The organism is Pseudomonas sp. FSL W5-0299 (assembly GCF_005930655.1).
In the GTDB taxonomy this organism is placed as follows: domain Bacteria; phylum Pseudomonadota; class Gammaproteobacteria; order Pseudomonadales; family Pseudomonadaceae; genus Aquipseudomonas; species Aquipseudomonas mandelii.
Genome location: NZ_RXHX01000021.1, coordinates 63,257 through 85,150, shown reverse-complemented (window position 1 = coordinate 85,150; position 21,894 = coordinate 63,257). Strand labels below are relative to the sequence as shown.

Genomic DNA, 21,894 nt, shown 5'->3' with positions numbered 1-21,894 from the left:
GCATCGCCGGTTATTACTCCTTTAACCTGATGTATTGAATGCAAGGCAGGGACATGAGCAAACTCAGGCAAATGGAAGTCTTCGTCGCCGTGGTCGAGGCGGGCAGCTTCGCCGATGCGGCCAGTGAAGTCGGGATGTCGGCGGTCATGGTCGGGCGGCATATCCAGGGGCTGGAGAAAACCCTCAATACCCAGCTGATTAAACGCACCACGCGTCGGCAATCCATCACGGGCGAGGGGCGGCTGTTTTACGAAGAAGCCAAACTGGCGCTGGAGCAAGTGAACTACGCGTTCAGTCGGGTGGAAGCGTCCAGCCCGGAACCCAGCGGCCTGTTGCGCATCACCGCGCCGATGAGTCTCGGCGTTTCCCTGGTCGGGCCGCTGGTGTCCGAATTCATGCAGCGTTATCCGCAGATCCAGGTCGAGCTGATTTTGAGCAATGAAGTGATCGATCTGTACGAGACGTCATTCGATCTGGCGTTCAGGATTTCCGAGCTGATTGGCGTCAACCTGCTGGCCACGCCGTTGCCGCCGTATCGCATGGTGATCTGCGCTTCGCCCCGGTATCTGGAAAGATGGCAGGAACCGCAGTCCCCCGAGGACCTGCACCGGCACCGAATCCTCACTCATACGTCCTGGAACAACCGGTTTGCCTGGCCGCTGAGAAACGGCGCCAGCGAAGTGCCCTGGCCCGAAAGCGCCGTGTTGAAGAGCAATGACGGTCAGGTGTTGTTGCAGGCGGCCGTGGCTGGGGAGGGGATTTTGATGCAGCCCGACTTTCTGGTGTCGGCGGCGTTGGCCAAAGGTGAGCTGGTGAGGATCATGGACGCCTACGTACCGCCGCCCAAACCGGTGCAGATGGTGTATCCGCGCTCCAGGAAATCGTTGCCAAAGTTGCACGCCTTTGTCGAGTTTGTCGCGGATCGACTGGCGTGATCGTGGCGTCCTGAAGCGCAGACAAATGCGGGCCTAGCGCAGAGTGTACCCGCTGTCGACCACCCAATCCTGGCCGTACACGCTACGTGCGCCACGGCTCAATTGGAACAGGATGACGTCTGCCACGGCACCCGGTTTTAGAAACTCTCCGTCGAGCAGCCGCTGGTTCACCGAGTTGGCGACATCGCCCAGTTCCGCAGGCTTCAAGCCTAGCGTCGACCAGATCGGGGTAGCCGTAGGGCCTGGCGATACGGTGTTGATACGGATGCCGTGAGGCGCCAATTCTACGGCCAGGGTCCGGACGTGCGCCATCAGCGCTGCTTTCGAGGCGATGTAGGCGGCCAGACCAGGAAAGGTCACGTTGGCCAGGAACGTGCCGATGAACACCACCGACGCGGTCGCCGCAAGGTGGCTGCGCAGGCAGGCCAAGGTGTTCAGCGCACCGGCGCCGTTGACCGCCCACTGTCGGTCGAAGGCGGCTACATCCAGGCCATCGGCCAGTTGCGCAATGCCGGCATTGGGCACCACGAAATCCACTGGCCCCAAGGCTTCGGCGCGGGTGCCCAGCCGGGCGAGGTCCTCTTGGCGGGTGATATCTCCGGCCACCCAGGCGAGTTGATCCTTGTAGCGTTCCGCCAATTCGCCCAGGCCACCTATCTGGCGTGACATCGCCAATACGCGAGCGCCTTGCTCCAATAGCTGTTCGGTAACAGCCAGGCCGATGCCGGAACTCGCGCCAGTAACGACGGCCAAGCGATTGTGAAATTCGTTGAGCATGCAGTAATCCTCTTCCTGATAATCCAGCCTGTCTTTTACGGGGCGATCGTTGGTTGATCGAAAGCGTAAATGTGTGATCAAAAAACGGGCCAGTCCGGGATGTCAGGCAGGACGCGGGTTGTGGGGGCTATGTTGTTACTTTGACTCCATTGAAAAGTAGTCGTAACGACTGCGCGGTAGTCAAAATGACACTTGGTGGCGATGACCTTCATTGCGGCGACGGGGAATACTCGCTAAAGACTGGAATACGCCCGTTCAGCGAAGGCCGGTACTTCCAGGCCAATCGATCCAGTGCAGGGGGATGCAGCAGAATTTCGCTCAACGTGGCACTGGCAATCCCCAACGCCAGCAGTTGCCCCGGACATTGATGCCGCCCCGCACCAAACGTAAAACTGCGCCGCTGCGGGCGATCCAGAATAAATGCGTCGGGACTCTCATTGAGTTGGGGGTCTCGATTGGCCGAAGCCAGCAGCACCAGAATCACATCGCTGGCATTGAGACTTACACCCTCGATTTCGCACGGTGCGGCGACAAACCGGCGGGTGTTCTGCACCGAAGGGTCGAAGCGCTGAACTTCGGCGATCAAGTCGTCAACGGGTGTCGAGTCGCGTAGCAGCGACAGGTTTTTAATCAACGCCAACATTGCGTTGCCAATCAGTCCGGCGGTGGCTTCATACGTCTGGGAAAACAGCCCGATCAGATTGGCAATCAACATTTCAGGATCACCCGCGCAACGCGTCCGAATCCCGCTGAGCAGTGAGCTTTTATTGCCCGAATCATCCAGCAATTCAACGAAATGCCCCCTTAATTTCTCAGCGGCAGCGTGGGCAGTCTCCAATTGCAGCGGATCACTGAGCGGCGACAGACACGCCACGAAATCCGCCGTCAGCTCACTGATCGCCCGGCCCTGAGCCGGTGAAAACCCCAACAGCGCCGCCACCACACAAACCGGCCCTCGGAACATGGCGTTATACAACCCGTCGGCATCCGGCGTGATCAACCGCGCGCTCACCAGTGCGTTGACCTCGTCCACATCAATCAGCGCCAAACCCGGCTCAATCGCCGACCTCGGGCAACGCTGGCGCTCGCCCTCATTCATCCGCATCAATTGCCCGAATACCTTGCCGGCCATGCCGTCGGCAATCCCTTTGGGTATCGGCTCAGCGGCCGGTCGGACATGGCAATCCCGGTGCGCCAGCACAGCCGCAACGGCCTGGGCGCTGCTCGCCACCCACAATTTCAGTCCTTGGTGAAACACCAGCCCACCCTCGGCGCGCAGCCGGGCGTAATAGGGATAGGGATCGGTATGAGTCGCAGCGATGATCGGGTCCATGGGTCGCAGCCTTGTTCGTGGTGGGAGAAGTGTTGCTACTATCTCCAGTTCGAAACGGCCTTGATTCGTCCGGGAGCGAAATATGAACGTTGAACAACACGACATCGGCGTCTCTCAAGTGGCCGCGGCCATCGCGGAACCGGCCCGGACGAAAATCCTCTGTTCGCTGATGGACGGCTACGCCCGCACCAGCACTGAGCTGGCGGCGATTGCCGATGTCAGCGCTTCCACCGCCAGCGCTCACCTGGCCAAGCTCAAGGAGCTGGCGCTGCTGCGTTTGCACGTGCAGGGTCGCCATCGTTATTACAGCCTCGCCGACCAGCGCGTGGCCCAGGCCCTGGAAGCGCTGATGGTGATCGGCCAGAACACTGCGCCGACCTTCAACTCGCGTACACCGGATCGCCTGCAATTCGCCCGCACCTGCTATGACCACATGGCCGGGACGCTGGCGGTGCTGCTGCACGACCGAATGCTGGAAAAAGGCTGGTTGCTGGAAACTGACGAGCAGGCTTATCGCCTGAGCGACAGCGGCGAGGCGTTGATGGAAAGGTTGGGCATTGAAGTCAATGACCTGAACACCTTGCGTCGCCGCTTCGCGTGCCCATGCCTGGACTGGAGCATGCGTCGGCCACATTTGGGAGGTTCGCTGGGGGCGGCGTTGCTGCAAATCGCGATCAAGCGCAAATGGGTGACGCAGGATCTGGACAGCAGGGCGCTGGCGTTGACGGCGCTGGGGCGCAAGGAATTGGGTGCACAGTTCGACCTGACGCTGGCGCAGCCAACCGTGCAACCCATCCGCGAACAACGCCCACCGCAACCTGCGCGTGATGTGGTCTGACCCGACCAAGGGTTCGCTGATGACTTGTGCCTTGAAGGTCGACCCTATACTGTATATCCACACAGTAATAGGCGTGCCCCATGGAACTCATCGACAAGCTCAGCATTCTCGCCGACGCCGCCAAGTACGACGCGTCTTGCGCCAGCAGTGGCGCGCCCAAGCGTAGTTCCGAGGGCAAGAGCGGCCTGGGCTCGACCGACGGCATGGGCATTTGCCACAGCTACACGCCGGACGGCCGCTGCGTGTCGTTGCTGAAGGTTCTGCTGACCAACTTCTGTCTCTATGACTGCCAGTATTGCGTCAATCGACGTTCCAGCGACGTGCCACGCGCACGCTTCACGCCGGAAGAAGTGGTGACGCTGACCATGGATTTCTACCGGCGCAACTGCGTCAGTGGGTTGTTTCTCAGTTCCGGGATCATTCGCTCGGCGGACTACACCATGGAGCAACTGATCCGCGTGGCCAAACTGCTGCGCGAAGACCACGAGTTCCGGGGCTACATCCACCTCAAGACCATTCCCGAAGCCGATCCGGCGCTGATCGAGGAAGCGGGGCGCTATGCCGATCGCTTGAGCGTGAACATTGAACTGCCTACCGACGCCAGCCTGCAAACCCTGGCCCCGGAGAAACAGCTGGGCTCGATCAAGCAAGCGATGCAAACCATCTACACCGGTGTCCAGACCGTACTCAACGAACCCCGCGCACCGAAATTTGCCCCGGCCGGGCAGAGCACGCAGATGATCGTCGGTGCTGATGACACCGATGACAGCACCATTCTCCATAGCGCCCAGGCGTTGTACGGCAACTTCAGTTTGCGAAGGGTCTATTACTCGGCGTTCAGCCCGATCCCCAACAGCCCGAAAAGCGTGCCGCTGGCCGCGCCGCCATTGATGCGCGAGCACCGTTTGTATCAGGCGGACTTCCTGTTGCGCAGCTACGGCTTTACCGCTGGCGAACTGTTCAAGGGGCCCGGGCACCTGGCGCTCGACATCGATCCGAAACTGGCGTGGGCATTGGAGAACCGCGAGATCTTCCCACTGGACCTCAATCGCGCCGAGGCATCGTTGATCGCACGCATTCCCGGTATTGGCCTTCGCACCACCGAGCGTCTGGTGGAATTGCGCCGTCAGCGCCGCATCCGCTACGAAGACCTGACCCGGATGCGTTGCGTGCTGGCCAAGGCCAAACCGTTCTTCATCACCAGCGATTACCACCCGCAGCAGGCCGAGGTCACCAGCCATTTGCTGTATCAGCAATTGCGCGACCGGCCGCAGCCGCAACAAATGGGGTTATGGGGATGATCAGCCTCGATTGCGATGACCTGTTCGACACGTGGCGCCAGCAGGCGCGCTGGCTGCTCAGCCATGAGGTGGACCCGAGCCGGGTGAGTTGGGCCAGTGAAGGCATCTGCGATCTGTTCGCCAGCGACGATGCGCCACCTCAAACCCAGGGGCCGTTTCACGCACGAATACCGCGAACGCTGTTGGACACCCTGGAGCGCGCCGCTCGTTATCGGGGGGATCAGCGCTGGAGTCTGTTGTACGAAGTGCTGTGGCGGGTCAGTCATGGAGACCGCACCGCCATGCTGGCCGGAGACAAATTAGGCAGTGAATTTCATAGAAGAATCAAACAGGTACAGCGTGAATCTCATCACTTACATGCATTCGTACGATTCGTCGCAATGCCTGAAGGTGAGGGCCCGCAATACGTTGCCTGGCATGAACCGGCCCACGACATCCTGCACAGCGCCAGTGAACATTTTATCGGGCGCATGGGCCGGCATCGCTGGTTGATTGCAACGCCCAGGGACGGGGTCTACTACGACGGTGAGCAGTTGATCCACCAACGCCAGTGCCCAATTGAATGGCAGCAGCTGGCGCAAAACGTCGACGACCCGCACAGCGACATGTGGCTGACCTACTACAGCCACATCTTCAATCCGGCGCGCCTGAATCCGAAAGTCATGCAAGGGCATTTGCCGGCCCGGTTCTGGAAAAACCTGCCGGAAGGAGCGCTGATTCCGGGACTGATCACCCAGGCACGCACGGGTAAGCAACAGGACGGCCAGGCGAGTGGAATCAAGGGCAGGGGAGGTAAACGTATTGCGCGGGGAGAAGCCGGGCAGCGCTGATAAAAAAGCCCCCCATCGCCAAAGCGATGGAGGGCTTCGATGCCGCTGGCGTCAGATCAAACCTTGACGATCCAGCCCGCTGGCGCTTCGACGTCACCGGTTTGAACACCGGTCAGCTCTTTGTAGAGCTTCTGGGTGACCGGGCCGACTTCGGTTTCGCTGTGGAACACATGCAGATGGTCGTTGTAGCTGATGCCGCCGATCGGTGTGATCACCGCAGCGGTACCGCAAGCGCCGGCTTCCTTGAAGTCGGACAGCTTGTCGATGAACACGTCACCTTCAACCACTTCCAGGCCCAGACGCGATTTGGCCAGCTCGATCAACGACAGGCGGGTGATGCCTGGCAGGACCGACGGCGAGTTCGGCGTGACGAACTTGTTGTCGTGGGTGATCCCGAAGAAGTTGGCCGAGCCGACTTCTTCGATTTTGGTGTGGGTCATCGGGTCCAGGTAGATGCAGTCGGCGAAGTGGGCTTTCTTGGCCTGGGAACCTGGCATCAGGCTGGCCGCGTAGTTGCCACCGACCTTGGCTGCACCGGTGCCTTGTGGAGCGGCGCGGTCGTAGCTGGAGATCAGGAAGTTGTGCGGGGTCAGGCCACCTTTGAAGTAAGCGCCGACCGGAATGCAGAAAATCGAGAAGATGAACTCGGGGGCGGTACGCACGCCGATGTTGTCACCCACGCCGATTACGAACGGACGCAGGTACAGCGCGCCGCCGGTGCCGTAAGGCGGGATGAAACGCTCGTTGGCGCGGACCACTTCCTTGCACGCTTCGACGAACTGCTCGGTGGACACCTGCGGCATCAGCAGACGGGCGCAGCTGCGTTGCATGCGGGCGGCGTTCTGATCCGGGCGGAACAGGTTGATCGAACCGTCCTTGCAACGATAAGCCTTCAGGCCCTCGAAGCATTGCTGGCCATAGTGAAGGGCAGTGGAGCCTTCGCTGATGTGCAGCACGTTGTCTTCGGTCAGGGTGCCTGTGTCCCACTCGCCATTACGCCAGTGCGACAGATAGCGCTTGTCTGTCTTGATGTAGTCAAAACCCAACTTGTCCCAATTGATGCTTTCGTTACCCATGACACCCTCTATCACTTAACAACCGCCGAAACGGTTCAAGGCTTCTGACGTTTTTCTGGATGGGGACAACAATACTTCATTACGGGCCTGTTTCGCAGCCCGGACTATCGGATGACAGACAGATAAATCGAGTTGACCTCAAGAAATCGCTGGCAGGCTGGCTCCCACGGGAGAAGGCATTGCAAATGTGGGAGCTGGCCTGCTGGCGATGGGGTCATCTATGCCGCCATCCATGTTCTGAATCACAGGTGCAGTGCATGCCCCAAAGCGCGCAACGCGGCTTCTTGCACCGCCTCGCCCAGCGTCGGATGCGCATGAATCGTGCCGGCAATGTCTTCCAGCCGAGCGCCCATTTCCAGGCTCTGGCCAAACGCCGTCGACAACTCCGAAACGCCCACACCCACCGCTTGCCAGCCAACAATCACATGATTGTCACGGCGTGCCACGACGCGCACGAAGCCGCTTTTCGATTCCAGCGTCATCGCCCGGCCATTGGCCGCGAACGGGAAACTGGAAACGATGCAGTCCAGGCCGGCAGCCTTGACGTCGTCCGGGGTCTTGCCGACCACCACCAGTTCCGGGTCGGTGAAGCACACGGCAGCGATGGCGGTCGGGTTGAACTCGCGGGATTTGCCGCTGATCAGTTCGGCCACCATCTCGCCCTGAGCCATGGCCCGGTGCGCGAGCATCGGTTCGCCGCTCAGGTCGCCGATGGCGTACACGTTGCGCATACTGGTCTGGCAGCGGTGGTCGATCTTGATCGCCGAGCCATTCATGTCCAGATTCAGCGCTTCAAGGTTCCAGCCCTGGGTGTTCGGCTTGCGACCGACGGCTACCAGCACCTGATCCGTTTCCAGGTTCAGGGTGTCGCCACCCGGTTGCAAAACTTGCAGTGTATTACTAGAAGAATCAAAGCCTTGGACGCTATGCTTCAAGTAAAGCTTTACACCGAGCTTTTTCAGTTCGTCGTGTACCGGCTGGGTCAGTTCGGCATCGTAGGCCGGCAGAATGCGCTCCTGCGCCTCGACCACGCTCACGTCAGCGCCGAGTTTGCGATAGGCAATTCCGAGCTCCAGACCGATGTAACCGCCACCGACCACGACCAGGCGTTTCGGCACGGACGTCGGGGCCAGGGCTTCGGTGGAGGAGATGATCGGTCCGCCAATCGGCAACATCGGCAGGTTCACGCTTTTTGAGCCCGTGGCCAGCACCAGGTGCTCGCACTGGATTCGCGTATCGCCTACTTCCACGGTTTTGCCATCTATCACTTTCGCCCAGCCTTGAATGACCTGGACTTTGTTCTTTTTCAACAGCGCCGCGACGCCGGTGGTCAGGCGATCAACGATGCCGTCCTTCCACTCGACGCTTTTGCCGATGTCGAGAGTTGGCGCGGAGACGCTGATGCCCAGCGCAGAGTGCTGGCTGTGGTGTTGCGTCTGGTGGAACTGTTCAGCGACATGAATCAACGCCTTCGACGGAATGCAGCCGATGTTCAGGCACGTACCGCCCAACGATTCGCCTTCCACCAGAATGGTCGAGATGCCCAACTGGCCGGCACGGATCGCCGTCACATAACCGCCAGGGCCGCCGCCGATGATCAGCAGAGTGGTGTTCAAAGTCTGCATCTCTTACTCCACAAACAGGGTGGCGGGTTGTTCGAGCAAACCACGGATGGCCTGGATGAATTGCGCCGCGTCCATGCCATCGACCACGCGGTGATCGAAGGAGCTGGAGAGGTTCATCATCTTGCGAATCACGATCTGGCCTTTGACCACCATCGGGCGTTCGACGATCTTGTTGACGCCGACGATCGCCACTTCCGGCAGGTTCAGCACCGGCGTGCTGACGATGCCGCCCAGCGCGCCGAGGCTGGTCAGGGTGATGCTCGAGCCGGACAGTTCATCGCGGCTGGCCTTGCCATTCCGTGCGGCCGTGGCCAAACGGGCGATTTCGGCTGCGTTGTCCCACAGGCTGCGGGCTTCGGCGTGACGCACCACCGGCACCATCAAGCCGATGTCGGCTTGCGTGGCGATGCCCACGTGGACGGCGCCGAGGCGGGTGATGACCTGGGCTTCGTCGTCGTAACGGGCATTGATCTGCGGGAAGTCGCGCAGGGCGACAACCAGGGCACGGACCAGGAACGGCAGCAATGTCAGCTTGCCTCGGGTCGCCCCGTGTTTTTCGTTCAGGTGCGCGCGCAGTTCTTCAACGGCGGTGACGTCGATTTCTTCGACATAACTGAAGTGCGCGGCACGCTGAGTGGCATCCTGCATGCGCTGGGCGATCTTGCGGCGCATGCCGATGACCTGGATTTGTTCTTCGTCATTACGCTGGGCGTAAGCGGCGGCCACGGTCGATTGCGGCTGCTGACCCTGGGCCAGATAGGCGTCGAGGTCTTCGTGCAACACGCGACCGGCAGGGCCGGTGCCACGGACCAGACGCAACTGGATGCCGAGGTCCAGCGCATGTTTGCGCACGGCGGGGGAGGCCAGCGGGCGTTCGTCGGCTTCGCGAGCGACCATCGGGCCTTGGCAAACGGCGGCTCGGGGCGCTGCTGCAGCGACCGGTTTGCTTGCAACCACGGGCTCAACTTTCGGCGTCGCAACCGGCGCTTCTTTCACCGCAGGGGCTGCCGGCTGAGCCGGCTCTTTAACGTTGCCCGCGCCTTCGACTTCAATGCTGATCAGGATGCTGCCCACCGCCATGACTTCGCCTGGCTGTCCGCCCAGCGCAATCACCTTGCCGTGCACCGGAGACGGGATGTCGACCATCGCCTTGTCCGTCATGACATCGGCGAGCACCTGATCTTCGACGACCATGTCGCCAACCTTGACGTGCCATACCGACAATTCAACTTCTGCAATGCCTTCGCCAATGTCCGGCATTTTAATAACGTGCGTGCCCATTCAGACCTCCATGACCCGTTTCAACGCCGCGCCCACTCGGGACGGACCAGGGAAATACGCCCACTCTTGCGCGTGCGGGTAGGGAGTGTCCCAACCGGTGACGCGTTCGATCGGCGCTTCCAGGTGATGGAAGCAATGCTCTTGCACCAGGGCGACCAGTTCGGCGCCGAAGCCGCACGTGCGGGTCGCTTCGTGAACGATCACGCAGCGGCCGGTTTTCTTCACCGATTTGACGATGGCGTCCAGGTCCAGAGGCCACAGGCTGCGCAGGTCGATGACTTCAGCGTCGATCCCGGTTTCTTCTGCGGCGACTTGCGACACGTAAACGGTGGTGCCGTAGGTCAGGATGGTCACGTCCTTGCCGGGACGGGCGATGGCGGCCACGTCCAGCGGCACGGTGTAGTAACCGTCCGGGACCTGGGCGGCCGGGTGTTTCGACCACGGGGTTACCGGGCGGTCGTGGTGGCCGTCGAAGGGGCCGTTGTACAGGCGTTTTGGCTCGAGGAAGATCACCGGGTCATCGTTTTCGATGGAGGCGATCAGCAGGCCTTTGGCGTCGTAAGGGTTGGACGGCATGACCGTGCGCAAGCCGCAGACCTGAGTAAACATTGCCTCAATACTTTGGCTGTGGGTCTGGCCACCGTAGATGCCGCCGCCGCAAGGCATGCGCAGGGTCATCGGTGCGGTGAACTCGCCGGCCGAGCGATAGCGCAGGCGCGCGGCTTCGGAAATGATCTGGTCCGACGCCGGGTACACGTAGTCGGCGAACTGGATCTCGGCGACCGGGCGCAGACCGTAGGCACCCATGCCCACGGCAACGCCGACAATGCCGCTTTCTGAGATCGGCGCATCGAACACCCGGGAGGTGCCGTACTTGGTCTGCAGGCCTTCGGTGCAGCGGAACACACCGCCGAAGTAACCGACGTCCTGGCCGAACACCACGACGTTGTCGTCACGCTCAAGCATCACATCCATGGCCGAGCGCAGGGCCTGGATCATGGTCATGGTGGTCGTGGTCATGGCGGTTTCCAACTCGATATTATTGTTGTGATCGTTCATGTCAGATCCCCAACTCTTGACGCTGGCGCTTCAAGTGCTCCGGCATCTCTTTATAGACGTCTTCGAACATGGTCGCGGCGCTTGGAATCTGGCCACCGGCCAGGGTGCCGTACTGCTCGGCTTCTTTCTGGGCGGCAATCACTTCGGCTTCCAGTTCGGCGCTGACGGCAACGTGTTCCTCTTCGGACCAGTGGCCGATCTTGATCAGGTGCTGCTTGAGGCGCGCAATCGGGTCGCCCAACGGGAAGTAGCTCCAGTCGTCGGCAGGACGGTATTTGGACGGATCATCGGAAGTGGAGTGAGGGCCGGCGCGGTAGGTGACCCATTCGATCATCGTGGGGCCGAGGTTGCGGCGAGCGCGTTCGGCGGCCCAGGCAGAGGCGGCGTAGACCGCGACGAAATCGTTGCCGTCGACCCGCAGGGAGGCAATGCCGCAACCCACGCCACGACCGGCGAACGTAGTGGCTTCACCACCGGCAATCGCCTGGAACGTCGAGATCGCCCACTGGTTGTTGACCACGTTGAGGATCACTGGCGCACGGTAAACGTGGGCAAAGGTGAGGGCGGTGTGGAAGTCGGATTCAGCGGTGGCGCCATCGCCAATCCACGCCGAGGCGATTTTGGTGTCGCCCTTGATCGCCGAGGCCATGCCCCAGCCCACACCTTGTACGAATTGGGTGGCGAGGTTGCCGGAAATGGTGAAGAAGCCATAGTCCTTGACCGAATACATGATCGGCAACTGACGGCCCTTGAGCGGATCGCGCTCGTTGGACAGCAGTTGGCAGATCAGGTCTACCAGCGGTACATCGCGTGCCATCAGGATGCTTTGCTGGCGGTAGGTCGGGAAGCACATGTCATCGACGTTCAGCGCCAAGGCTTGGCCGCTGCCGATGGCTTCTTCGCCAAGGCTCTGCATGTAGAACGACATTTTTTTCTGACGCTGGGCGACCACCATGCGGTTGTCGTAGATCCGCGTCTTAAGCATGGCGCGCATGCCTTTTCGCAGGATCTCGACCGGTACGCCTTCAGCCCATGGACCGAGGGCATTGCCCTGGTCGTCGAGCACGCGAATCAGGCCTTTGGCCAGGTCGGCGGTGTCGGCGGGTTCAACGTCGATTGGGGGTTTGCGCACCGTGCCGGCGTCGGTCAGACGCAGGTAGGAGAAGTCGGTTTTGCAGCCAGGACGGCCCGATGGTTCGGGAACGTGCAGATGCAGCGGTTCATACGCTTGGTTCATGGCTTCTACGCTCGATCTTGTGAATTTCTTGTAGTGAGCTGACCGTCATTCTTCGATAAAAGAAATCTTGTCCTACAACAATCATAGGCCCGGCGCAGAAGAATATTTATCTCTGTTTCGTTGCGCGGGAGATCATTTGAGGATAAAAAACCTGCATAAACATAAAAAACAGGTGGTTTTGTCTCATGCGCAAACTGGACCGTACCGATATCGGCATTTTGAACAGCCTTCAGGAGAACGCCCGTATCACCAACGCCGACCTCGCACGCTCGGTGAACCTGTCGCCAACGCCGTGCTTCAACCGGGTCAAGGCGATGGAAGAATTAGGGCTGATTCGCGAGCAAGTGACGCTGCTGGACGCCGACTTGCTGGGTCTGCACGTGAACGTGTTTATTCATGTCAGCCTGGAGAAACAGGTGGAAGAGGCGTTGCAGCATTTCGAGGAAGCGATTTCGGATCGCCCGGAAGTAATGGAATGCTATTTGATGGCGGGGGACCCGGACTATCTGATCCGGGTGCTGGTGCCGACCATTCAGTCGCTGGAACGCTTCATGATGGACTTCCTGACCAAAGTGCCTGGAGTGGCCAACATCCGTTCAAGCTTTGCGCTCAAGCAAGTGCGCTATAAAACCGCACTGCCGTTGCCCGCCAACGGCCTGACCTTGGGGGCCTAGAGTGATCATTCCCACGCTCTGCGTGGGAATGCCGCCAGGGACGGCTCCGCGTTCCGCTTCTGGATGTGACGCAGAGCGTGGGAACGATCGCTTCAGAGTTTATTCAGGGGGATTTTCAGGTAGGTCACGCCATTGTCCTCCGCCGGCGGCAGATTCCCCGCCCGCACATTCACCTGAATCGCCGGCAGCAACAGCGTTGGCATGCCCAGCCCGGCATCACGCTGGGTGCGCATGGCGACGAACGCCGCTTCGTCGATGCCGTCATGGACGTGGATATTGCTTTTGCGTTGCTCGCCGACCGTGGTCATGCAGCGGGATTCGCGGCCTTCGGGTGGGTAGTCGTGGCAGACGTAGAGCCGGACACTGGCGGGGAAGGCCAGCAGTTTTTGGATCGAGGCGAACATCTGGTGGGCATTGCCGCCGGGGAAGTCGCAACGGGCCGTGCCCACGTCTGGCATGAACAAGGTATCGCCTACCAGAATCACGTCACCGTCGATCAAATAGGCCATGTCCGCCGGGGTGTGGCCGGGCACATGCAGGGCCGTGGCCTTGAGGTGGCCGATCATGAATGATTCGTCCGGGGCGAACAGGTGGTCGAATTGCGAACCGTCACTGCGAAATGTCGGCTCAAGGTTGAACAGGGCCTTGAACACGCCCTGGACCTTGCTGATCGACTGGCCGATGGCGATTTTGCCGCCCAGCTCGCGACGCAGATACGGTGCGGCGGACAGGTGATCGGCATGGGCGTGGGTTTCCAGCAGCCATTGCACTTGCAACTGATGCTTGCGAACGAAGGCGATGATTTTGTCCGCCTGGGTGGTGGCGGTGCGACCGGCGGCGGGGTCGTAGTCGAGGACCGGGTCGACGATGGCGCATTGACTGCCAGCACCTTCATGAATCACGTAGCTGTAGGTCGAGGAGGCAGGGTCTAAAAAAGCTTCAATCAAGGCAGGCATGGTGGCCGTTTCTTTCAGGACGAGCCAAGAGGGTAGTGTCATTTTCCCTGCGCTGACCAGCCCCGCGTTAAATGCTGAAGGAAAAAATTCGCACGCGCTCTATCCTGTCAGACATCGATACCGGGCGTTCCCGGCTTTTTCCCACGGATTACGAGCGTTTTATGCTGTTGGCAGGTTTTTTTGGCGTGGTGATGGGCCTCGTCCTGGGATTGACCGGGGCAGGGGGCGGCATTCTTGCAGTGCCGGCCTTGGTGCTGGGGCTGGGATTGACCATGACCCAGGCTGCGCCGGTGGCGTTGTTTGCGGTGGGCAGCGCGGCAGCGGTCGGGGCCATTGATGGTTTGCGCCATGGCCTGGTGCGCTATCGCGCGGCGTTGCTGATCGCACTGCTGGGGGCGATTTTTTCGCCGGTCGGCATCTACTTCGCCCATCAGTTGCCGGAAAAAATCCTGATGATCCTGTTCAGTCTGCTGATGGTCATGGTGGCCTGGCGGATGTTGCGTCGCGAGCGCCAAGAAGAAGGACCGAGCGACCACGGCCACGCCAACTGGGGTCAGAAGAACTGCATGCTTGATCAGCAGACCGGGCGTTTTTCCTGGACCGCCAAATGCACCGCGACCCTCGCGGCATTGGGCGCGGTGACCGGCGTTGTTTCCGGGTTGCTCGGGGTCGGTGGCGGCTTCTTGATTGTCCCGGCCTTCAAGCAACTGACCGATGTGCAGATGCGCGGCATCGTCGCCACCTCCTTGATGGTGATCAGCCTGATTTCCGCCATCGGTGTGATCGGGGCATTTCATGCCGGGGTCAGGATTGATGCCCTGGGCGCAACGTTCATTGTCGCCAGCGTAGTCGGCATGATCGTCGGCCGACAACTGAGCGCGCGCGTCCCGGCTCGGGCCCTGCAAATCGGTTTTGCCAGCGTGTGTGTCGTGGTCGCGGCCTACATGCTGTTCAGAGCGGCGACCTAGCCGGTCTTACACCTAAAGTTCCGGGCCGTGCCTGAGCCCGGTCTTACACCGAATTTGTCGCTCACGCCCGGCCACTCCAAAGCACTTCAAAACCGCCCCCAAGGCAGCGTATGCCGCCGCCCGTCCCCTTTCGATAATCGCCTCCGACATCCAGTCCCCCGCTGCGGAGCGCGTCATGCACAACAATAAGAACTTCAAGCATCGTTACTTGCCTGCCTTCATCGCCAGCCTCTCGACCCTCGGTTTGAGCACGATGGCCGAGGCCGAGATCGTGCTGTACGACAAGGACCAGACCACGTTCTCAACCGACGGCTACATCAACGCCTTCTACGTGAACAGCGATGTGGACCGTGCCGGCGACCAGTACGACCGGAAACAGGCGCGGGTGAAGATGGGCTATCTGCCCAATTACCTGGGTTTCAACATGGGCAAACAGGTCGATGACCTGAAGCTCGGTGCGCGGGCCTCGTTCTGGGTGACCATCAACGACAGCCAGACCAATGGCACCGACACCGCCATCGACGTGCGGCAGTTCTACGGCACCGTGGCCAATCCGGAATGGGGCGAAGTGTTGATCGGCAAGGACTTCGGCCTGTTCGCCCGCTCCAACATTCTGCTCGATGAAATGCTCGCCGGTTACGGCCAGGTGAGCGATACCCTGGGGTTGGTGGACGGTGGCGGCGTGTCGTTCGGCAATATCGGTACGGGTTACCCGTACCCGTTCCCGACCTCGCAGATCACCTATCGCACCCCGGTGATGGAGGGGTTGCGGGTGGCCGTGGGAATTCTCGACCCGGTGGACACCAACGACAGCAGCCCGTTGGGCAAGGCGTATCAGGAGAATCCGCGTACCGAGAGCGAGGTCACCTATCAGTTCGATGTCGGCGGCGCGAAGATTTACAGCTGGGTCAACGGCAGCTACCAGACCTCGGACAATACCGACTCCACCGTTGAATCGGTCACCTCCAAAGGCGTCGGCTACGGTGTGCAGGCGAAGATGGGCGGGTTGTCGCTGACCGGCTCCGGTTTCCAGGCCAAAGGGATTAACCCGTTCTTCACCAACAACGCCGGCGAACCGACCCTGCGCAACGTCGACAGCGACGGCTACTTGCTGCAAGGCTCGTACAAACTGGGCAAAAACCGCCTGGCCTTGTCTTATGGCAAGACTAATGACGACGGCAATGGTGTGGTCGGCAGCGGCGCGGACTATGAAACCCGCGGCATTGCGTTGTTCCATGACGTCAACGACAACCTCAAACTCGTGGCCGAGTACAACCAGTTCGAAATCAACGGCCACGACACCAGCGCCCAGAACGAAGACACCGATACCTTCGCGGTGGGGGCGGTGTTGAACTGGTAACAAGCTGATCTGTGAACCCTACCCCTGTGGCGAGGGAGCTTGCTCCCGCTGGAGCGCGTAGCGGTCCCTATTCTGGTCGCGCATCGGCCGGTTGGGGGACTGCTGCGCAGTCCAGCGGGAGCAAGCTTCCTCGCCACAAAAGCTTCAGCCATCAAGCCGCCAACCCGCCGACTCTCATCCCATCGAAGCGGCTACCCGCTACCCAAGTAGCATACGTCGCAGCCCGCAGGCTTCGTACACTCGTGTCTCATACACGCGCACCTGCGGGGGTGGTCATGCAGCAGGTCCAGAGTGAAGGGGTGGTCAGCGGCATGTCCCAGGCCACCGATGCCCAACAAGTGGCTCAGGAGCTCGCGCGGCAGTTATTGCACCCGCATCTGGGCTTCGTGTTGTTCTTCTGCTCCGCCGAGTACGACTTGCAGGCGCTGGGCCAGGCCTTGCATCTGAGCTTCGGCGGCATTCGCCTGGTCGGCTGCACCAGCGCCGGGGAGATCACGCCCCTGGGCTACGGCCGCAATTGCGTGACGGCGGTGGGATTCGACCATCGGCATTTTTCCATCGACGCCGAACTGATCAGCGAGATGGAGCGCTTCAGCCTGATCGACGCCCAGCAAATGGTCGAGCGCCTGGCCAGCGGCTGTCGCAGCAACACCCTGGCGCCGATCAAGGGCAACAGCTTTGCCCTGACCTTGCTCGATGGTCTGTCCAGCCGCGAAGAAATGGTCCTCGCTGCGTTGAGCGCGGCGTTGGGCGACATCCCGCATTTCGGCGGTTCGGCCGGCGATGACAACTACCTGACCCACACCCACGTCTATTTCGGCGGCGAGTTTCACAGCGGCGCGGCGGTGGTGGTGCTGGTCAACACCTGGCTGGATTTCGAGGTGTTCACCACGCACCACATCTTGCCGAGGGCGGAGAAACTGGTGGTCACCGGAGCCGACAGCGCCTCGCGCCGGGTCTTTGAACTGAATGCCGAGCCGGCTGCCGAGGAGTACGCCCGACACATCGGCGTGCCGGTGGCCGAACTCGATCACCGGGTCTTCGCCGCACACCCCTTGGCGGTGCGGATCAACGATCAGTATTACGTGCGGGCGATCCAGCAGGTTCATCCAGACCTGAGCCTGAGTTTCTACTGTGCCGTGGAAAACGGCATCGTCCTCACCGTCATGACCCCCGGCCCGATGCTGCCGAACCTGCAAACCTTGTTCGAAGGCTTGCAGGAGCGCCTCGGCGATCTGTTACTGACCATCGGCTGCGACTGTTTTCTCAGGCGTCTGGAGCTGGAAGACGGCGGCAGCCTGGAGCAGATCGGAACGTTTTTGCGCGACCAACGGGTGATGGGTTTCAACACCTACGGAGAACAGTTCAATGGCATGCACATCAACCAGACCTTCACCGGGGTTGCCATTGCCCGAGGCCGGTCCCCTGGACATCGTTGAGCTGCAGGCGCAGCTCGCCAGCCTGCGCCACGACAATCATAAACTGCAGCGCATCAACGGCGCGCTGATCGAGCGGATCGAATCCGGTGTCACGCGCGGCAATGATCCCTACGCGGCGTTCCAACATTCGGTGGTGCTGGCCGAGCAGGTGCGTGAGCGCACCGACGCCTTGAACCAGGCCATGGCCGAGCTCAAGTCGGGCAATCACTTGCTCAGCGAAGCGCGCCTGCGGGCGGAAACCGCGCATCAGCATCTGATCGATGCCATCGAGAGCATTTCCGATGCCTTTGTGCTGTTCGATGCCGAGCAGCGCATCGTTTTGTTCAACAGCCGTTTCAAGGCGTTCTGGGACAACAGCCGGGTGCGGATCAACGCCGGCATGCGCCTGGTCGAGGTGAAACGGCTGATGTCTGCCACCGGGTTGTTCACGGAAGAACCCCGTGGGCATGCCGACGAAAACCTGATCTATCGCTTGCAGGACGGCCGCTGGCTGCAAGTCAGCGAACGGCCCACGCAGGAAGGTGGGCGGGTGATCCTGTTCACCGACATTACTGACGTCAAACTCAGCGAAACCGTGCGCCGCGAGCAAGCCGTGGCGCAGAAATCGCACTTGCTGCAACGGGCGGTCGACAACCTGTCCCAAGGCGTGGCCATGGTCAATGCCGAAGGCATCCTGGAACTGTGGAACCGACGCTTCCTCGAACTGAGCGGGCTCGCCCCGGTGGCGGCCCATCGGCCGTTTGCCGAAGTGATCGGCGACAGCGAGTTGACCCTGCTGACCCCGGCCAGTCGCGATGCCAACGGGCGGCACGTGCAGGAATGCGAGCAACGTCTTTACGATGGCCGGGTGCTGGAAATCCGCACGCATCCGTTGCCCACCGGTGGCTTCGTCAACACCTTCACCGACATCACCGAACGTTACCAGCACGCCGAAGCCCTCAGCGAAAGCGAGCGCTGGATTCGCCTGATCACCGACCATGTCCCCGCGCTGATCGCCTACCTCAATGCCGATCTGGTCTACGAATTCACCAACAAGGTCTACGAAGAATGGTACTGCTGGCCTCGCGGCGTGATGCTCGGGCAGAGCCTGCGCGAAGTTCACAGCGCGCAGCATTACCAGCGCCTCGAGGCCTACGTGGCCAGGGCCTTGGCCGGTGAGAGCGTGACGTTCGAATTTGCCGAAACCAACATCAACAATCAGGAGCGCTACATGCTGCGCTCCTACGTGCCCAATCGCCTGGCCACCGGGGAAGTGGTGGGGATCTTCGTGTTGATTCGTGACATCACCGAGCGCCGCCGCACGGCCGAGGCGCTGCACCAGGCTTATCAGAATCTTGAGTTGCGGGTACGCGAACGGACCACCGAACTGACCACCCTCAATGACCAATTGCTGCGTGAAATCGACGAGCGCCGGCGCGTGGAATCGCGTTTGCGCGAGGCCAAACTTGAGGCGGAGCAGGCCAACCTGTCAAAAACCAAGTTTCTCGCCGCCGTGAGTCACGACCTGCTGCAACCGCTCAACGCGGCTCGGCTATTCACCAGCGCTTTGCTGGAACGTCGCGAGCCGGTGGCCAATGCGATTTTGGTGCGCAATGTCAGCAATTCGCTGGAGGACGTGGAAAACCTGCTAGGCACGCTGGTGGATATTTCCAAACTGGATGCCGGGGTGATCAAAGCCGACATCGCGCCGTTCGCCCTGAGCGAGCTGCTGGAAAACCTCGCGGCCGAGTACACACAGGTGGCCCGCAATGAAGGGCTGGAGCTGCATTTCATCCCGTGTTCGGCGCTGGTGCGCAGCGACATTCAGTTGCTGGCGCGGATCCTGCGCAATCTGCTGAGCAACGCCATTCGTTATACCTACAGCGGTCGGGTGGTGCTCGGATGTCGGCGTCATCATCAGCGGTTGACGATCGAGGTCTGGGACAGCGGGATGGGCATTGCCGAAAATCGACTGGAAGAGATTTTCCAGGAGTTCAAACGGGGCGATGTGCAGCGTCCGGATCAGGACCGCGGGTTGGGGCTGGGGCTGGCCATCGTCGAGAAGATTGCCGGGATTCTCGGTCATCGCGTTCACGTGCGTTCGTGGCCGGGCAAGGGCTCGATGTTTTCCGTCGAGGTGCCGTTGAGCGCCACGGCTCCCAAGGCTCAGCCAGCGTTGTTGATGAGTGAGCCGATGCTCGAGCGTCTGCGCGGAGCGCGGGTGTGGGTGCTGGATAACGACGCGGCGATTTGCGCTGGCATGCGCACGTTGCTGGAAGGGTGGGGGTGTCGGGTGGTCACGGCACTGTCGGAGCAGGACCTGGCGCGGCAGGTGGACAACTACCACGAAGAAGCCGACTTGCTGATCGCCGACTATCACCTCGATGACGAGCAGAACGGCGTCGATGCCGTGGCCCGGATCAACGCCCGGCGCGGTTCAGCGATCCCGGCGATGATGATTACCGCCAACTACAGCAATGAGCTCAAGCAGCAGATTCGCGAGTTGGGGCATACGTTGATGCATAAGCCTGTACGGCCGATGAAGCTGAAAACGGCGATGAGTCATTTGCTTGGCCCATCCCGTTAGCCGCGTCGGGCATCAGACCTGTGGTGACTAGGCTTTCTGTGGCGAGGGAGCTTGCTCCCGTCCGGCTGCGAAGCAGTCGTAAATCAGGCGACTCGGTTTACCTGGAAGTTTGAAGGGGGCCGCTTCGCGACCCAACGGGAGCAAGCTCCCTCGCCACAGGGATCTGGGAATGCCCAACATTCAACGCCGCAGATAAGACCCGAAATCAATATCCCCGGCACTCAGAATCGCTTGCACCCGGTTGTGCACATTGAGTTTGCGCAAGATCGCCGAGACATGTGCCTTGACTGTGGTTTCGGCGATTTCCAGGGTGTAGGCGATCTGCTTGTTCGATTCGCCTTTGGTCATGCGTTCCAGCACCAGCAACTGCTTGCGGGTCAGCGCCTGGAGCAGTTCGGGCGGGAAGCTCGGGTTGTCATTCATGCGCCGATGGGTGCCTGACTTTTGTGTGCGAATGATGTCCGGCGGCAAGTACACATTGCCATTGAGAATCTGCTGGATGGCCTCGGTCATCTGCACCCGGGGCGAGGATTTGGTGATGAAACCCACTGCGCCATAGGTGATGGCTTGCAGCACGATCTGCTTGTCCTGCTCGGCTGAAACAATCACCACCGGAATGGTCGGCGCCTCGTTGCGCAGGTTGATCAGGCCATTGAGGCCGTGCATGCCCGGCATGTTCAGGTCGAGCAGGATCAGGTCCAGGTCGTCGTGCTCCTGAGTCAGCAGCAGGGCACTGTCGAGGTCGGCGGTTTCCATCACCTCGCTGCCCGGAAAACCATCGCTGATGACGTTATGAATGGCTTCGCGAAACAGCGGGTGATCGTCGGCAATCAGAATTTTGTACATAGCCTTTCACCTCATTATTTTCATTATGGTGTGGCAACAACACGCACGCGTAAAGGTCAGGGGAAGGGCTCGGGCCGGGCCGGTTCAACGGGCAGGTTGGCGGCTTGCCAGGCGTCCAGGCCGTCGCGGTACCAATACAGTGTCTTATAGCCCATGGCCGCGGCGCGTTTTACCGCATTCCAGCTCAGCCAGCAGTCGGAGCGGCAGTAGAAAACCAGCGGTTGCGCCAAGTCTCCTGCGGTCAATGCGTTCAGGTTACGCGCAAAATAGCCCTGCCAGTCAGCTGTGAGGTCGCCGTCGCCGGTATTGGCCAGCCAATGGCTGCCGGGCAGGTTCTCGTGGGGCTGGTCTTCGATGAATCGTCCTTGCAGCCATTGGCGGCGATAGACGTCGATCAGCACCGGACGCGGTGTCTGGGTGAGCAGAGTTTGCAGGGCGGCGGTGTCGACGATGGCCGCGCCTTGAAGCTGATTCGGGGTCGGGCTGCGATAGAGGTTGATGCGATAGCCGTCGGCGGAGAACAGCGGTGTATCGGCGTGCGCGGCGCCCAGCAGCAGGCTCAGCGACAGCGCAGCAAGGGAAGGGCGCAACAGACGACGTTGGGCACGCGGCATTGGGGTTCAATCCTTATAGTTATGAACCCATTACATGCCAGTCTCGGGGCGTTGGGAATGCGACGATAGACAGGAAAACCAGTACTAAAGTAGTAATTTCCCTCGCCAGTGCACCACAAATCCCCTGTAGGAGTGAGCCTGCTCGCGATGGCGGCTTAACATTCAACATCTCTATTGAC

19 protein-coding genes are annotated in these 21,894 nt (G+C 60.7%); 9 read left to right on the top strand and 10 right to left on the bottom strand.

The window, feature by feature from the left end; translation table 11 throughout:
* The first annotated feature begins 53 nt into the window (after nt 1-53).
* A complete protein-coding gene (locus FHL16_RS22400) occupies nt 54-935 on the top strand; it encodes a LysR family transcriptional regulator (RefSeq protein WP_077749310.1) in 882 nt (293 codons plus the stop codon).
* Between the two features lie 33 nt (nt 936-968).
* On the opposite strand, the gene FHL16_RS22395 is transcribed toward FHL16_RS22400, so the two are convergent.
* Together FHL16_RS22395 and FHL16_RS22390 are read right to left on the bottom strand one after the other, a co-directional pair.
* Entirely contained in the window at nt 969-1,712 is a 744-nt protein-coding gene (locus FHL16_RS22395) for an SDR family NAD(P)-dependent oxidoreductase (RefSeq protein ID WP_077749309.1), read from the bottom strand.
* A 208-nt stretch (nt 1,713-1,920) separates the two neighbouring features.
* Nucleotides 1,921-3,045 (bottom strand): cytochrome P450, encoded by a 1,125-nt coding sequence (locus FHL16_RS22390; protein WP_077749308.1) that lies wholly within the window; start codon nt 3,043-3,045, stop codon nt 1,921-1,923.
* 82 nt (nt 3,046-3,127) lie between these two features.
* On the opposite strand from FHL16_RS22390, the gene FHL16_RS22385 reads away from it, so the two are divergent.
* The 3 genes from FHL16_RS22385 to FHL16_RS22375 all read left to right on the top strand — a co-directional run bounded on the left by FHL16_RS22385 (nt 3,128) and on the right by FHL16_RS22375 (nt 6,014).
* The gene (locus FHL16_RS22385; RefSeq protein WP_077749307.1) at nt 3,128-3,883 is read left to right on the top strand and encodes an ArsR/SmtB family transcription factor; all 756 of its coding nucleotides are present in this window, start codon (nt 3,128-3,130) and stop codon (nt 3,881-3,883) included.
* A gap of 80 nt (nt 3,884-3,963) precedes the next feature.
* The gene (locus FHL16_RS22380) at nt 3,964-5,184 is read left to right on the top strand and encodes a putative DNA modification/repair radical SAM protein (RefSeq protein WP_077749306.1); all 1,221 of its coding nucleotides are present in this window, start codon (nt 3,964-3,966) and stop codon (nt 5,182-5,184) included.
* On the top strand, nt 5,181-6,014 hold the full coding sequence (locus FHL16_RS22375) for a TIGR03915 family putative DNA repair protein (RefSeq protein WP_077749305.1): 834 nt from the start codon (nt 5,181-5,183) through the stop codon (nt 6,012-6,014). Before FHL16_RS22380 ends, FHL16_RS22375 begins: the two co-directional genes overlap by 4 nt.
* 56 nt (nt 6,015-6,070) lie before the next feature.
* Here the strand turns inward: FHL16_RS22375 and FHL16_RS22370 are convergent, their stop codons facing one another.
* The 5 genes from FHL16_RS22370 to FHL16_RS22350 form a co-directional block, all read right to left on the bottom strand.
* The gene (locus tag FHL16_RS22370; protein ID WP_010455177.1) at nt 6,071-7,090 is read right to left on the bottom strand and encodes a branched-chain amino acid aminotransferase; all 1,020 of its coding nucleotides are present in this window, start codon (nt 7,088-7,090) and stop codon (nt 6,071-6,073) included.
* A gap of 242 nt (nt 7,091-7,332) precedes the next feature.
* Nucleotides 7,333-8,715, bottom strand: a complete 1,383-nt coding sequence (lpdA, locus tag FHL16_RS22365) for a dihydrolipoyl dehydrogenase (protein ID WP_077749304.1) — start codon at nt 8,713-8,715, stop codon at nt 7,333-7,335.
* 3 nt (nt 8,716-8,718) lie between these two features.
* Nucleotides 8,719-9,996, bottom strand: a complete 1,278-nt coding sequence (locus tag FHL16_RS22360) for a dihydrolipoamide acetyltransferase family protein (RefSeq protein WP_077749303.1) — start codon at nt 9,994-9,996, stop codon at nt 8,719-8,721.
* The gene (locus FHL16_RS22355; RefSeq protein WP_010455171.1) at nt 9,997-11,055 is read right to left on the bottom strand and encodes an alpha-ketoacid dehydrogenase subunit beta; all 1,059 of its coding nucleotides are present in this window, start codon (nt 11,053-11,055) and stop codon (nt 9,997-9,999) included.
* A 1-nt stretch (nt 11,056) separates the two neighbouring features.
* Entirely contained in the window at nt 11,057-12,292 is a 1,236-nt protein-coding gene (locus tag FHL16_RS22350) for a 3-methyl-2-oxobutanoate dehydrogenase (2-methylpropanoyl-transferring) subunit alpha (RefSeq protein ID WP_010455169.1), read from the bottom strand.
* 185 nt (nt 12,293-12,477) lie between these two features.
* Between FHL16_RS22350 and bkdR the strand changes: the two genes are divergently transcribed.
* The gene (gene bkdR / locus FHL16_RS22345; protein ID WP_025111414.1) at nt 12,478-12,966 is read left to right on the top strand and encodes a Bkd operon transcriptional regulator BkdR; all 489 of its coding nucleotides are present in this window, start codon (nt 12,478-12,480) and stop codon (nt 12,964-12,966) included.
* 92 nt (nt 12,967-13,058) lie between these two features.
* Here the strand turns inward: bkdR and FHL16_RS22340 are convergent, their stop codons facing one another.
* A complete protein-coding gene (locus FHL16_RS22340) occupies nt 13,059-13,922 on the bottom strand; it encodes an MBL fold metallo-hydrolase (RefSeq protein ID WP_077749302.1) in 864 nt (287 codons plus the stop codon).
* A gap of 161 nt (nt 13,923-14,083) precedes the next feature.
* On the opposite strand from FHL16_RS22340, the gene FHL16_RS22335 reads away from it, so the two are divergent.
* From FHL16_RS22335 to nahK, 4 genes are all read left to right on the top strand, one after another.
* Nucleotides 14,084-14,890, top strand: coding sequence for a sulfite exporter TauE/SafE family protein (locus FHL16_RS22335; RefSeq protein WP_077749301.1), 807 nt, complete (start codon nt 14,084-14,086; stop codon nt 14,888-14,890).
* Nucleotides 14,891-15,065: 175 nt separating this feature from the next.
* A complete protein-coding gene (locus FHL16_RS22330) occupies nt 15,066-16,250 on the top strand; it encodes a porin (protein WP_010455156.1) in 1,185 nt (394 codons plus the stop codon).
* Between the two features lie 275 nt (nt 16,251-16,525).
* Nucleotides 16,526-17,689, top strand: coding sequence for a nitric oxide-sensing protein NosP (gene nosP / locus FHL16_RS22325; protein WP_010455155.1), 1,164 nt, complete (start codon nt 16,526-16,528; stop codon nt 17,687-17,689).
* Entirely contained in the window at nt 17,658-20,255 is a 2,598-nt protein-coding gene (nahK, locus tag FHL16_RS22320; RefSeq protein ID WP_077749300.1) for a hybrid sensor histidine kinase/response regulator NahK/ErcS', read from the top strand. The genes nosP and nahK overlap by 32 nt, the downstream gene beginning before the upstream one ends.
* A 180-nt stretch (nt 20,256-20,435) precedes the next feature.
* Here the strand turns inward: nahK and FHL16_RS22315 are convergent, their stop codons facing one another.
* Nucleotides 20,436-21,101 (bottom strand): response regulator transcription factor, encoded by a 666-nt coding sequence (locus FHL16_RS22315; RefSeq protein WP_010455152.1) that lies wholly within the window; start codon nt 21,099-21,101, stop codon nt 20,436-20,438.
* 56 nt (nt 21,102-21,157) lie between these two features.
* Nucleotides 21,158-21,715, bottom strand: a complete 558-nt coding sequence (locus tag FHL16_RS22310) for a PQQ-dependent catabolism-associated CXXCW motif protein (protein WP_077749299.1) — start codon at nt 21,713-21,715, stop codon at nt 21,158-21,160.
* Between the last annotated feature and the right edge of the window lie 179 nt (nt 21,716-21,894).